This window comes from Alteromonas sp. CNT1-28 (genome assembly GCF_022348345.1).
GTDB classification, from domain to species: Bacteria; Pseudomonadota; Gammaproteobacteria; order Enterobacterales; family Alteromonadaceae; genus Alteromonas; species Alteromonas macleodii.
The window spans coordinates 95,215-108,270 of the sequence record NZ_JAKREZ010000006.1 but is presented as its reverse complement, the minus strand read 5'-3'; the positions used below and the strand labels follow the sequence as shown (position 1 = coordinate 108,270).

Below are 13,056 nucleotides of genomic sequence, written 5' to 3'. Positions count from 1 at the left end.
AACAGGGTTGATAAGCCAGTGGCTATACCATAGAGACAGGAATGAACTGATCTTTACCTGCTACTTTTTCAGCTTCAGTAGCTGGGCGAACCTGGCCTCGTTCTGAAACAAACTGAATATTGGTGTCGCTAGCATTGCTGTTTACGAATTGACGGAAACGCTTGCGCGACTCAGGGTTTTCAATGGTGGTTTTCCATTCGCACTGATAAGCATCAACCACAGCATCCATCTGTGCTTCAAGCTCACCATTAATGCCAAGAGCATCGTTTATCACAACGTCTTGCAAGTAAGCTAACCCACCTTCTAAGTTGTCCATCCACACCGATGTGCGCTGTAGGCGATCAGCCGTTTTCACATAAAACATCAGCACGCGGTCGATGTACTTTATAAGGGTTTCGGTATCTAGATCGGTGGCAAACAGGTCTGCATGTCGAGGCTTCATACCGCCATTTCCGCAAATATACAGGTTCCAGCCTTGCTCGGTAGCAATAACACCAATATCTTTGCTTTGGGCTTCTGCGCACTCACGGGTACACCCCGAAACGGCAAATTTAATTTTGTGCGGTGCACGTAAGCCTTTGTAACGATTCTCTAAATCAATGGCAGTGCCAACAGAATCCTGAACACCGTAGCGACACCAGGTGCTGCCCACACACGATTTCACAGTACGCAGTGCCTTCGCGTAGGCGTGGCCGGTTTCAAAACCACCAGCGACCAGTTTTTCCCAGATATCAGGTAAGTGCTCTACGCGCGCTCCAAATAAATCAATGCGCTGACCCCCCGTGATCTTAGTGTACAGGTTGTATTCTTTTGCCACTTCGCCGAGCAGAATCAACTTCTCAGGCGTTATTTCGCCACCAGGTACACGCGGTACAACGGAATACGTGCCATCTTTTTGCATGTTGCCAAGGTAGATATCGTTGGTGTCTTGTAGAGGAAGATGTGAAGCCTTAAGAATGTAGTCGTTATACACCGAGGCTAAAATTGAGCCAACAGCGGGCTTACAAATTTCACACCCTAGACCTTCACCATGCTGCTCTAGTAGCTCGTCAAAGGTGCGAATGCCGTTTACCTTAACAATGTGAAATAGCTCTTGTCGGGTATGGTTGAAGTGCTCACAAATGGCTTTTGATACTTCCACACCGCGCTTTTCAAGTTCGCTATCCACAACATTTTTAAGTAAGGCAGCACAACCTCCACACCCTGTGCTGGCTTTGGTTTCGCCTTTTACATCGCCAACGCTACAACAGCCGCCTTCAATGGCTGAAACAATATCGCCCTTTGTCACATTTAGGCATGAACAAATAGACGCGGTGTCTGGCAGTGCATCGGCACCTAGCGCCGGTGCCGCATCAGATGATGGTAGGATCAGACTTTCTGGGTGTTCAGGTAATTCGATATTATTAAGCGCATACTGTAAGAGTGTGTCGTAGTCGCTGGTATCGCCAACGAGTACAGCACCAAGTACATACTTTTGTTCGCTATCTACCACCAGCTTTTTGTACACGCCCTCGGGCTGATTTAAATAGGTGTAGCTAAGCGCACCGGCTGTGCGTTCATGAGCATCGCCAATTGAGCCCACTTCCACACCCATTAGCTTGAGTTTGGTACTCATATCTGCGCCAGCGAACTCGGCATCGCCGCCGGTTATATGACTTACAGCCGTGCGCGCCATGGTATAGCCAGGTGCTACCAGGCCAAAGATTTTGTTATCCCACAGCGCACATTCACCCACAGCGTAAATGTTTGGATCAGAGGTCACGCAGTGGTTATCAATGACAATACCGCCGCGCTCACCCAGTGTTAGCGCTGACTTTCTGCCGAGCTGGTCGGAAGGTCGAATACCGGCAGAGAATAAAATCATGTCAGTTTCTAGTGCAGTGCCGTCAGCAAACACCATTTTATAGCGGCAGGTATCACCGGCCTCAATAGTTTGCGTTGCCTTTTGGGTGTGAACCGTAACGCCCAATGCTTCAATTTTGTCCTTAAGAATGTTACCACCTGCTTGGTCTAGCTGAACCGCCATAAGCTGCGGGGCAAACTCAACCACGTGGGTGTCGAGACCGGCTTGCTTTAATGCGTTAGCGGCTTCTAAACCCAACAGCCCACCACCAACAACAACCCCTACTTTGCTCACTGCTGCTGAAGCTTCAATAGCGAGTAGATCGTCTATAGTACGGTACACCAAGCAATGCTCTTGATCGTTGCCAGGGATGGGTGGCACAAATGGGTATGAGCCCGTAGCTAACACAAGCTTATCGTAGCTAAACACCTGCCCTTCAGAAGTCGTCACTTTATTATTGTCACGGTCTATATCGGTAACCAAGGCATTGGTAACTACGTTTACGCCCCACTCGGCGTACTGAGCGGGTGTAGTGAGCGCTAAGTCATCAGCACTCGCGCCGCTAAAAAAAGACGACAGATAAACGCGGTCGTACGCAAGGCGTGACTCGCCGCATAAAACGGTTATTTCTACATTGGCATCGCTTTGGTGAAGCTGCTCAACAAAATGATGCCCCACCATGCCGTTGCCTACGACGACAATTTGCGTTTTTGAGTCCAATGAAGTCATGGTATTCCCCTTTTTTCGGGACAAAAAAAAGCCCGCTTCAACTTTCGTTGATACGGGCTTCGTTGCCTATTTTGCCAACGGTTTAGGTCGGCTAACACATTTTACGGAGTGTTATAAATCACACAATTTTCAGCGATTGACACAAATCACCATAACACACTTTACGTTTATAGCTATCCAAGTTCAGTGCCAAAACCGTAAACAATTGTTTTTATTTGATTTACTACAAAATAAGCATTATTCAGACTTCACAACTGCACCAAACAAACGCAAAACTGTGTTTACTTGGTGCATTAAGGCTTTCAAATAACTTAGGCCAGCTTATCCGTCGCTACGCGGTAGCGAGGATCTTCAACCACATTGATTTCAACAAACTTATCGGCCTTGCGAAGCAGTGAGCGACACTCATCACTGATGTGGCGAATGTGTAGCTTTTTACCCTGCTCTTCGTATTTGTCAGCAAGGGTATCTAGCGCATCGATACCTGATGAATCCCAAATGCGAGAGTCTTTAAAGTCAATAACTACATCATTAGGGTCGTTGGCGATATCAAACAGGTCTTTGAAATGCGATACCGAGCCAAAGAACAGCGGGCCGTCTAGCTCATAGACTTTCCAACCGTCGTTATCGATATGGGATCTCGCTTCAATATGACGAGCGTGTTTCCATGCAAACACCAGTGCTGAAACGATAACACCCACCACAACCGCAATAGCCAGGTCAGCGATAACAGTAACGCCGGTTACTAGGAAAAGTACGAACGCATCTTCTTTGTTTACACCGCGAATAATTCTGAATGACGCCCACTCAAATGTAGCAATAACCACCACGAACATAACGCCAACAAGAGCAGCGAGAGGAATCATTTCAATTAGCGGAGCAGCAAATAGAATAAAGCCTAATAATACAACCGCCGCGGTGATACCAGACAAGCGGCCACGGCCACCAGAGTTAATATTAATCATACTTTGACCAATCATGGCGCAACCGCCCATACCGCCAAAGAAACCGTTTACGGTATTTGCAACGCCTTGGCCAACGCACTCTTTGTTACCACGTCCGCGGGTGTCCGTCATTTCATCAATTAATGAAAGGGTAAGAAGCGATTCAATAAGACCAACCAAGCAAAGAATCACTGAGGTAGGCAAAATGATCATGAAGGTTTCCCAGGTGAACGGCACCATAGGAATAGCAAAGCTAGGAAGTTCACCCGCTAGCGTCGCAGTCTCGCGCTGGTCAGCTGGTAGCAAATCGCGAACAAAGTCGATTACAGTACGCGCTTCAAGGTCAAGACCGTGTACTAACAAGGTTACCGTAACAATCGCAACCAGCGACGCCGGTACAGCTTTGGTTAGCTTTGGCAATAAATAGATAATGGCCATGGTTAGCGCCACAAGCCCTAGCATCCAATATAACAGCGTACCTTCCATCCACTGTAATTCACCCGCTGCGTTGGTCACTTTGAACTGGCCTAATTGCGCCAAGAAAATAACAATTGCCAAACCATTTACGAAGCCTAGCATTACCGGATATGGGACCAGACGTATAAACTTTCCGAGCTTGAAAATACCGCACATTATTTGCAGTAAACCAGCCAAAATAACCGCGGCAAATAAATACTGCACGCCGTGTTGGGCAACCAGTGCCACCATTACAACGGCCATGGCGCCGGTAGCACCAGAAATCATTCCTGGTCGGCCACCAATAGCGGAAGTGATTAAGCCCATCATGAAAGCCGCATAAAGACCAATCATTGGTTCTACGCCGGCCACAAATGCGAATGCAACGGCTTCAGGGACCAAGGCAAGCGCCACGGTAATACCTGATAGCACGTCGTTTTTAACGTTGCTGTCTTTACTGGTAATTAAATCGAACATGTTCTCTCAGAAGCTAAGATGTTAAACACAACAACCCACCATGGCGTAAGCTGCGCAAAAGCAGTACACCAAGTAGGTAGGAGATTTTTTCGGCGATTCTATCACCATTGTAGCGCAAAATCTTTTAATAGATTGTTACTAGGGCCTGTTGAACGTTGATGTGCAGCAAAGATCAACAGGCCCCAGTCCGAACTACTTGGCGCTTACGTGATAAGCGCAGGGCTCTTTGCCCCTTTCCTAATGCTGTGAGCTTGTCAATTTTTCATGTACGGTCTCAGGGCTTAATTTAATAGCGAATGCTGACAAATTGCATCGTACATGGCATCGTATAATAGTTTTTATTAACCGCGTCGTTCAATGCGCTTCGATTTCTAATACGGGGCTACGATAAGACGTCGCAATAAGGCACAAGTCTTATTCAACGAGGAGTTAAAGTGGTACCTTATATTCTGACTATTTTGTGCGTGCTAGTGGCAGGCGCTATTCATTGGATGTCGCCGAAGGCTTATTGGAAAGCCACTATCATGTCGACCGCCGTTATTTTACTATTTTCTGTAGCAGCATTGTTTATCTTTAAAGCATCAGGAATGCTGGTTAGCGAGCACACTGGCGAGAATGCTGATTTTTCTGGACAAATGCTAACCATCACCACAATGATTGCCTTCTTCGGTTTCTTAATTTCATTGTTTGTAGGTTGGTTTCTTCGCGTAGTCAGAAACTAATCTGGAAAGCAAAACCACATAGTTTGCGAGGCTGCACCATTTTGGCGCAGCTTCTTCTCTCCCAACTTCCCTCTTAACGCCGCTAACCTTCCCGTCCTCCTTATAAAGTCACCTTAAGTAAAAGTTCCAGCCACACCACATGCCGCGAAATGTCAGCACTCCGGGCGTTTTTGTTCACTCTAACGCTTATCTTCATTAATTCTAATAAACAGGGCATAAGTGTTGCTTGGTACACGTATTGCTCTGCTCAGTGCTAAGAGCAAAGAGTTTCAAAAAACGTTTCGCCAATAGATGCACTCATCCAGAAAAAATTCGAAACGTGTGTACCAAAGATTAGCAGGCCTTAACATGCTTCATGAACCAGAACAGACCATTGCGCTTTGTAGCGACGCCACTAAGCGCTTTTTGCTAGCGGCCAAGCACGCCGAAATAACCGTGCTTGAGCAATTATCTAGTAATTGTCGAATTGTAATTGCCGTTCGAGAACTCATTCATGAACTGCAAAAAGAGCGTGGGGCCAGCAATATCTTTCTTGCTTCAAAAGGCGAGCGTTATGCCGCTGAGCGAATGCAGTATGTCAGTGCTAGCGAGCGAGCGGAGTCAATGTTGAAAAGCCACTTGAAATCGCTCTACCTGACAGATGAGATCACCACGGGTAACCCGCGGTTGTTGAGCAGCATTACACTTGCTATGCAGGCGACGGACTACCTGCCCAGACTGAGAGAACAAGTAAGCAAGCAGCTGCTGACACCACTGGAATCCACACGAGCATACAGTCGCCTTGTTGCCAGTTTACTTACGGTTATTTTTGAAGCGGCAGATATTGCAAGCGACCCAACAATCACTCGCTTATTGGTTGCACTGTTCAACTTTATGCAGGCAAAAGAATACGCTGGGCAGGAGCGGGCGTGGGGCGCTATTGGTTTCGCAGAAACTCATTTCGATGTTCGCCTTTGTGAAAAGCTGGCCGCGCTTCAGCATGCCCAAGAACATCACTTCAGTATATTCTGTGAGTTTAGCTGTAAGCCGCATAAAGATGCATTAGACGCGTTGAACAAAAGCCCTGCTGCAATCGATATTACACAGCTTAGAAATATGATTGCACAGCTTAGTGACGGCAGTCCGATTGCCGGAGAAATATCGGAAGTTTGGTTTGATGCAGCAACACGTCGAATGGATGCAATGCAGACTATCGAAGTGGCACTCACTGAGGCCCTTACTCAGCAAGCTAACAGTAAAGTGGCCGATGCAAAAAATGAGATGGCCAATCATCAGCAGTTGCTTACGCGCTTCAATGATGAACACGCTACTGATGGCTCACCGCTCACCTTATTGTTCGATCCACGTATGCCTGGACTCGCGGAAGACACTAAAGAAGACGAAATCAAAACACTATCACTCAACGAGCAAACGAAGACTTTATCTGCTCACCGCTCTTTTTATGATTTACTACGTTCACAGGCCCAACACATAGAAGATATGGGGCGGGAGCTCGAAGAGGCCAAGCGTGCAATACAGGAACAAAAACTAATTGGGCGAGCAAAACTGGTAGTAATGGAGCAATTCGGGTTAAGCGAGAACAACGCGTATCGCCGACTGCAAAAGCAAGCTATGAGCGAAAATACGACCATAGCGGCTATTGCCGCTAAGATCGTAAATATTACAACGAAAAACTCAGCAGGAAGGTAAATTCCGGCTCAACACAAATTTCGATTTTTTGTGCAGCGCCCTTTAATAGGACGCCACTACAGAATATTTCCAATGCATCGATTTATTTAAGTGCGAATACTTGCTCAACTGGAATGGCAAAATATTCGGCAATTTTTAGAGCAATAACTACCGATGGTGTAAAGCGTCCGGTTTCTACTGTGCTAATAGTCTTCCTGGAAACACCTATCGCGTCAGCTAATTCTTGCTGAGATATTTTGTGTTGCAATCGTAGCTTATGAATGTGGTTATCTAAATCTTCATTCATCTAGGTCTTCCTCACGCAGCTTCCATAAAATGGAAGTTCCATGCGCAGCCGCGGCTACACCGAGCAAGACTTGAAGAGCATTGGTGATCTCAAAGGGGGCCATGAGATCTACAAACCATCTGCTGTCGCCCCAAAAAGCAAGAACCAACGCACCAAATAACATGATGTGACAGGTAATGCGCAAGCTAAACGAACTGACATAGTCCACATACTCATCGTTAAATTTCAGTGTCCAATAACCCAAACGCGATATATTTTTTGTGAATTTCATCGTTTTAACTGATAAAACAACGCAGTAAATCGCACTTGCCGCTGCTATTAGATCTAGTAGTAAGTTAACCACTGAGCCAGTGTCGTTGACCACAGCCAACGCTGCCTTACTTAGTACAATAAGAGCAAGGCAAATACTAACTTTACCCGTTATTGTTAAATACTCTTGTTCCGTCTCTGGTGGTACCAAAATTGATGTTGCCATTTTTAAATTCCCTATTATTAACGGCGCATTGATGCCGTTTAAAGCTCACTGCGTTCTAATGTCACATATGATACCTAAACGGATCATATGTAACCCTTAAGTATCAATGATACCCAAAGGTTACATGAATGCAAGTTTTTTATGCAACTCACGTGTGCCGCGTTTACTGTAACTACGTTCTTTTGTTATTTCTTCTACGATAGGTACAGAGGAAATACTGGGATAAATTGGCTAATTCGTAATGCTTTACTGGTAGTATGAATGCAGAAAAGAACAATGTATTGTCGTGCAGAAGAACGTTTATTATGGCTTTGATTAATCAAAGTATAGTCTGAAACATTGCGTGCCGATTCGTACAAATACGTACTGCTTTCCAGTTATTTATGAACTTTCAACAGAGGCCAAACAGTAAGCCAATTCTTAGAAGCAAATCGCTGTTTAAAAACTTCAGGTCTTGGATATTTTGGGTTAATACTTATGGTGCCGGCGAAGTTTGCTTCCAAGCTAAATGGCGCGAGTATGTCTAAATCATCATTGGCTAAAAGACGAACCGCAACACAGGTTTCTCGTTCTATCCAATAAGAAATAGCGTCGTGGCAATTTTGATAGGGAGCGTGCTCGTGAGCTACGTGCATACGCGCTTGGTTTTTAACTTGCCAATTAGCTTGAGAAACCATACGCGCTAACTCGCGTTCTATGGCTTGTTCTTGTGCTTTTAGTCCTGGTTTGGCAGCTGCAGAATTTGGTGAGTAAGCTTGCGGTTGAGGTACTGATTTCAATGTATTATCGGCACTCGCAACACTTTGCGGCGGATTAATTTCACCACTAAAGTAAATCACATCAATATCGTTAAGCGGAGTTGGTGTCGCTCTTGCGTGTAACTCATCCCATATGGCATTTCGAACAAATCCAGCACCAATGTACCCTTGCGGTAAATCGAGCGCTCTCAAAGCGCGAAGGCAGCGCATGCGAAAAGGATCCCGCTTAATAATGTCGCCTAGCCGCTTGAAATCTTGCACGTTTAATCTTCGTCTTTTATACGCAGTTTGCGTTTCCACTTGATGATATAAAAGCAAAAGGCAGCCATACTGCCACCAGCAAACCACCCTGCAATAATGTCGCTAGGCCAATGCACGCCCAATAAAATGCGGCTTAAGCCAATACAAAATACAAGAAAGGTGGCTGCCATGTAGATCCACACTTTTACTGAAGCGTTTTGCGTGAAGTACGTTAACAAATAGGCGATATAGAAATAAACAAGCGTAGATAAGGTAGCATGTGCAGAGGGGAAACTTTGTGTATACACACTTACATCCTGCATGGGCAGCGGAGGACGAGGCCTGTCGATGCCAGCTTTGAGTAAGAAGGTCGTTGCGATCCCCACGGCAACAGCAATCAAAAAAGTCAGTGCCTTTTTCTTTTCACCGGCCATCGCCAAGGCTCCGGCAACTGAAATCGTGACAAAGATAAGTGCCGTATTACTGCCTAACGCGGTGATATCGCGTAGCGCGTCTTCTTTCCAACCTGATACATTGCCTGCTTCACTAATTACATTGAATAACGCATTGTCAAACGTAGTCAGCACGCCCATGTAGACAAACAACATCATAAGCAAAAAACCGGTGCCAAGTAGTAACACCTGAATAGAGGGTGTTTTTATGATGTCTAAGTAAGAGGCTAGCGCGCCGCTGTTTTTCGTTTCACTGCTTGTCATAAATCTACTTCCATTTAGTACAAAAAGAGCGTTATTGGTCGTGCTTGCTACCACCTAGGCAGTTTGGCGATACCATAGATTGCCCACCTCGAGCTTCCCACTCTGTAGGCGTATACGTGTGAAGTGCCAACGCGTGAACTGGCCCCTGCAGCGCGTCAGCCGCAAGACCGTTAATTTCTCTGTGTCTCGCTATTAAGCGCTTCCCCTCAAAGGCATCACTCACTACCGTTACTTTAAAATGACTTTGAGCCCCTTCTGGAACATTGTGCATAAAACTCTCATCTACAACCTCGAGAAAACTCGGATTAAGTGCAGCTTCAATCGTAGTTTCCAGAAACGCTTTTACTTGCATTTGGCTTACCTTGTTCTGTGAATAAGATGTCGGAATGTTAGATTAATTCTACCACCGATAGGCTTAGCCGTCTTCGCAATACCATGCACATAATGACTTTGTGTTGTTCCTGCCATAATTAATACACTGCCGTGCTCAAGCACCTGTGTATACTTTTCCTTTGTTTCTTTGTGCTTAAAAACAAAGGGCCTTGCTTCACCTAAGGTGACGGATGCAATAACCGGGTTTATACCCAACTCAGGCTCATCATCTGAATGAAAGCTCATGCTATCTTGTCCGTCACGATACCAATTCGCTAACACACTGTTGAACTTTGTATTTTGGGTTGGAGCACATAACGCTTCACAACAATCCTTAATACTTAAAAGGCTGTTCGTCCACGGATTTGGCGACATGGTTAAATTCGAATAGGTATAGGTGCAATCGTCATCGCCGTGCCAGCTCTGAAGGCGGGGAATTTTTACCGGCTTGCCAAACAATCTGATCGAGTCCTGACGCCAGGGTAACTCGGCCTTCAGTAACTCAAAAAAAGTATCTGCATCACTTTTTGATAGCGCCTGAGGAAAATAAGTGACATCGCCCTCTGACAGCGGGAGCTTATGTGACGAGCTATTGTTTTCTGGGGTCTCGAAAAGAGAAAACTGCATGCGTAACTATGATATTTCCGGTGATTTTTAATTTTGGCTATGGGCACTTGATCTCAAAAGTGCTTAAACACACCTTTGAAGTATCCCCAATTACACCTTAATTACGCATGCATTGCTAATGTGGATTGATGTTAACTTCTATAAGCGTGATTTTTCTTTGAAGTCGTCATCTGCAGGTGTGGCACTGTATGCACCGCTGTCTTGAATAACGCCTTTATTCTTGTTCATCCACGTTTTGATTACGGCACTGCTCGCCGATGCGCTCGGTACTTGGGTATTGCTTCCGTCAAGTGTCAACGGGCTGAAAGCTCGTGACCAAAAATAGTGAGTCACTGCAGCACCATGCTTCTCAGCCACTTGCCACCAAGCAAAATTCCATGGTTTTAGCTCTGAAAATGCAATGCTATTCATTAGGCTAGCGTTATTGTCACCAGCAAGGAATGTGCTGGTAACCGGCGAGCTACGATACGCTTCAATGGCAATTCCCTTAGCTTTTAGTGCATCAACAATGCTTTTACTTCTCTCACCAGTCCAATCGTTATTCAGATAAAATTTTTCGCCTATGGAATAGAAAGGGTCGAGCAATGCGATACGATTTGGCCGATATGATGATGTCAGAACACCTCTATTTACCGCATCGTCTGATTTCTCTGAAATAGTAAGCGCTAGTTGATTCCCCAAAGAGTGACCCGCTATGCGGAGCTCGCTACCATTAAAGTTAGGCATTCCATTCGTGAGAGAGTTGTAAAGTAACTGTGTTACCGAAGAGCTTGGTCCCGAGCTGTAGCTGCCATTTGACGACTTCCAGCGCATATTTCGAGGACCAGAAGCCGAATGAATCTTGGCTTCTGCATCTTTAACTTCAGACTCATCTGCAAACTGGTTCCAATACAGAATCCCTACATTATACCCTCTATCTAACCAATACCATGCGAGGTCTTCGTTAGGTCCTCCCGAGTTTGAACGATTCAACGTCTCGCGACGACGCTCCGTTACCGAGCCGTTTTGCCATCCGTGAATGTAGATGACCGTTTTATTATTGGCGTTGTAGTATGGATTAGGCTCATTAACATTCGCTTTTTTCGCGTCGTTGTAGTCAAACCAATACAAACCGTAATCTAAATTACTAAAGGCGGCATCAGGGAAAGTTACTTCAGCTTTAACATTTAGAGAGAGCGTTGAAAAGGCAATGGACAGTAGAATTATCAGTCGTATTTTCATAGTTTTCTCAGTTAATTATCAAGTGGTCAGATGAGATTTAATTAACAATATTTTCACACAAATAAAACAAAGTAAACGTTTTACCTTTTATTTTCATCGAAACATTCGCGTTTTGAGTCTTCTTGGCTGTTAGAGCCGCATGGCGGATATGATAAGATAGGCAGCGCGTACATAAACCAAATAGGCATTCCCAAAAGTATGTGAGTGCTTTGAGCCATCTCTGAAAACAGACTCCAATGAATACAGAATTTATTTTTGCCGACCGACAATTCTCGCTTATTCGCTACCCTGAAAAGCACCAGCACATAAGCCTTCAAGCATGGGATAGCGCTGATGAACTCGTTATTGAGCACATTGAGAGCTTATTAAGTGAAGCGTCGCTTTCAATTGGCAGTGGTGACAATGATGGCTCAATGATGATTTTTAACGACGATTTCGGCGCGTTAGGTTGTTGGTTTTCGCACTTAGCACCTTACTGGGTATCTGACTCCTACATATCTTTGCGATCACTCTCTGAGAATTTAAAAGCCAATCATTTACTGGGTAATGCAGAAACGAGCAATAAAAACGGCCTGCTAACCGCGCCGCTGAAAACCTTGACTAGCGTGCAAAGCTTAACGTTTAAGCCAGAAAAGGCGCCGAGTCTTGTTGTGCTGAAGGTCCCCCGCGCCCTTGCACTTCTTGAACAGCAGCTTATTGATTTACAAAAATATATAACACCTGACACGCGTGTTATCGCAACCGGTAAAGTGAAGACCATCACAAAATCCGTACTCAACCTATTTGAACGATATATTGGCCCCACCACCACGTCCCTTGCCAAGAAGAAATCGCGGCTTGTGTTCGCTTCGCCTCGTGAGTCAATAAAACTATCTGACTCGCCCTATCCGACGCGCTGGCAGTGTAAAAGTACGATGGGAACGGCGTTAACTATAGACAACCTGGCGAATACGTTTTCCCGACAGTCATTAGATATAGGCGCTCGCATTATGCTTGAACATATGACGGTGAGCGCTAATGATGTGGTGGTAGATTTAGGCTGCGGCAACGGAGTACTGGGGGTTAATGCCCTTTCTCTTGCCCCTGATGCCAAAGTAATATTTGTGGATGAGTCCTATATGGCATTAGAAAGTGCCAGACTCAATGTGCTCAACAACTTCCCGGATAAAATTGATCAATGTGAGTTTGTTGCAAGTAATTGCCTTGAAACATTAATCAATAGAGAGAATAAACCTGCTGTTACCAAAATTCTGTGTAACCCACCGTTTCATCAACAAAACGCAATCACTGACCATATTGCATGGCAAATGTTCACTGATTCCCGGGACGTACTTATTAAAAGCGGTCACTTAGTGGTGGTTGGTAACCGACACCTCGACTATCACATTAAACTTAAAAAGTTGTTTGGTGGTGCTAAGGTACTTGCGAGTGACAAAAAGTTCGTTATCTTAGGCACTGCAAAACGATAAGTGATCAAAAAACATGCGCGAATTAAGGAAAA

General features: G+C 45.2%; 12 protein-coding genes. 3 read left to right on the top strand and 9 right to left on the bottom strand.

From position 1 onward, the window contains the following. Positions 1-22 precede the first annotated feature (22 nt). Together nirB and MHN02_RS05245 are read right to left on the bottom strand one after the other, a co-directional pair. Entirely contained in the window at positions 23-2,572 is a 2,550-nt protein-coding gene (gene nirB / locus MHN02_RS05250) for a nitrite reductase large subunit NirB (protein ID WP_239244918.1), read from the bottom strand. Between the two features lie 311 nt (positions 2,573-2,883). After that, positions 2,884-4,449, bottom strand: a complete 1,566-nt coding sequence (locus MHN02_RS05245) for a SulP family inorganic anion transporter (protein WP_014975659.1) — start codon at positions 4,447-4,449, stop codon at positions 2,884-2,886. A 434-nt stretch (positions 4,450-4,883) separates the two neighbouring features. Between MHN02_RS05245 and MHN02_RS05240 the strand changes: the two genes are divergently transcribed. Both MHN02_RS05240 and MHN02_RS05235 read left to right on the top strand, forming a co-directional pair. After that, entirely contained in the window at positions 4,884-5,171 is a 288-nt protein-coding gene (locus tag MHN02_RS05240) for a hypothetical protein (RefSeq protein ID WP_014948232.1), read from the top strand. A gap of 348 nt (positions 5,172-5,519) precedes the next feature. Next, the gene (locus MHN02_RS05235) at positions 5,520-6,860 is read left to right on the top strand and encodes a nitrate regulatory protein (protein ID WP_239244916.1); all 1,341 of its coding nucleotides are present in this window, start codon (positions 5,520-5,522) and stop codon (positions 6,858-6,860) included. Positions 6,861-6,942: 82 nt separating this feature from the next. Here the strand turns inward: MHN02_RS05235 and MHN02_RS05230 are convergent, their stop codons facing one another. The 7 genes from MHN02_RS05230 to MHN02_RS05200 all read right to left on the bottom strand — a co-directional run bounded on the left by MHN02_RS05230 (position 6,943) and on the right by MHN02_RS05200 (position 11,555). Next, a complete protein-coding gene (locus MHN02_RS05230; RefSeq protein WP_014948230.1) occupies positions 6,943-7,146 on the bottom strand; it encodes a helix-turn-helix transcriptional regulator in 204 nt (67 codons plus the stop codon). Then, positions 7,139-7,621, bottom strand: a complete 483-nt coding sequence (locus MHN02_RS05225; protein ID WP_239244914.1) for a hypothetical protein — start codon at positions 7,619-7,621, stop codon at positions 7,139-7,141. The genes MHN02_RS05230 and MHN02_RS05225 overlap by 8 nt, the downstream gene beginning before the upstream one ends. 377 nt (positions 7,622-7,998) lie before the next feature. Beyond that, on the bottom strand, positions 7,999-8,640 hold the full coding sequence (locus MHN02_RS05220) for a nucleotidyltransferase family protein (protein WP_239244912.1): 642 nt from the start codon (positions 8,638-8,640) through the stop codon (positions 7,999-8,001). 2 nt (positions 8,641-8,642) lie between these two features. After that, on the bottom strand, positions 8,643-9,335 hold the full coding sequence (locus MHN02_RS05215) for a phosphatase PAP2 family protein (protein ID WP_039231824.1): 693 nt from the start codon (positions 9,333-9,335) through the stop codon (positions 8,643-8,645). 31 nt (positions 9,336-9,366) lie between these two features. Beyond that, positions 9,367-9,687 carry a BolA/IbaG family iron-sulfur metabolism protein gene (locus MHN02_RS05210; protein ID WP_171337526.1) on the bottom strand — a complete coding sequence of 107 codons (321 nt, stop codon included), beginning with the start codon at positions 9,685-9,687 and terminating at the stop codon, positions 9,367-9,369. Between the two features lie 5 nt (positions 9,688-9,692). After that, positions 9,693-10,334, bottom strand: a complete 642-nt coding sequence (locus MHN02_RS05205) for an alpha-ketoglutarate-dependent dioxygenase AlkB (protein ID WP_171337527.1) — start codon at positions 10,332-10,334, stop codon at positions 9,693-9,695. A 138-nt stretch (positions 10,335-10,472) separates the two neighbouring features. Further along, positions 10,473-11,555, bottom strand: coding sequence for a hypothetical protein (locus MHN02_RS05200; protein ID WP_171337528.1), 1,083 nt, complete (start codon positions 11,553-11,555; stop codon positions 10,473-10,475). Between the two features lie 236 nt (positions 11,556-11,791). Here MHN02_RS05200 and MHN02_RS05195 point away from each other — a divergent pair, with 236 nt between their 5' ends. Next, positions 11,792-13,024, top strand: a complete 1,233-nt coding sequence (locus MHN02_RS05195) for a methyltransferase (protein ID WP_014948223.1) — start codon at positions 11,792-11,794, stop codon at positions 13,022-13,024. Positions 13,025-13,056 lie beyond the last annotated feature (32 nt).

What these genes read in the sequence shown, in the direction of transcription:
- MHN02_RS05245 (WP_014975659.1), bottom strand. Translation starts at nt 4,449, where the DNA reads ATGTTCGATTTAATTACCAGTAAAGACAGCAACGTTAAAAACGACGTG.
- MHN02_RS05215 (WP_039231824.1), bottom strand. Translation starts at nt 9,335, where the DNA reads ATGACAAGCAGTGAAACGAAAAACAGCGGCGCGCTAGCCTCTTACTTA.
- MHN02_RS05195 (WP_014948223.1), top strand. Translation starts at nt 11,792, where the DNA reads ATGAATACAGAATTTATTTTTGCCGACCGACAATTCTCGCTTATTCGC.
- MHN02_RS05205 (WP_171337527.1), bottom strand. Translation starts at nt 10,334, where the DNA reads ATGCAGTTTTCTCTTTTCGAGACCCCAGAAAACAATAGCTCGTCACAT.
- MHN02_RS05210 (WP_171337526.1), bottom strand. Translation starts at nt 9,687, where the DNA reads ATGCAAGTAAAAGCGTTTCTGGAAACTACGATTGAAGCTGCACTTAAT.
- MHN02_RS05230 (WP_014948230.1), bottom strand. Translation starts at nt 7,146, where the DNA reads ATGAATGAAGATTTAGATAACCACATTCATAAGCTACGATTGCAACAC.
- MHN02_RS05235 (WP_239244916.1), top strand. Translation starts at nt 5,520, where the DNA reads ATGCTTCATGAACCAGAACAGACCATTGCGCTTTGTAGCGACGCCACT.
- MHN02_RS05200 (WP_171337528.1), bottom strand. Translation starts at nt 11,555, where the DNA reads ATGAAAATACGACTGATAATTCTACTGTCCATTGCCTTTTCAACGCTC.
- nirB (WP_239244918.1), bottom strand. Translation starts at nt 2,572, where the DNA reads ATGACTTCATTGGACTCAAAAACGCAAATTGTCGTCGTAGGCAACGGC.
- MHN02_RS05225 (WP_239244914.1), bottom strand. Translation starts at nt 7,621, where the DNA reads ATGGCAACATCAATTTTGGTACCACCAGAGACGGAACAAGAGTATTTA.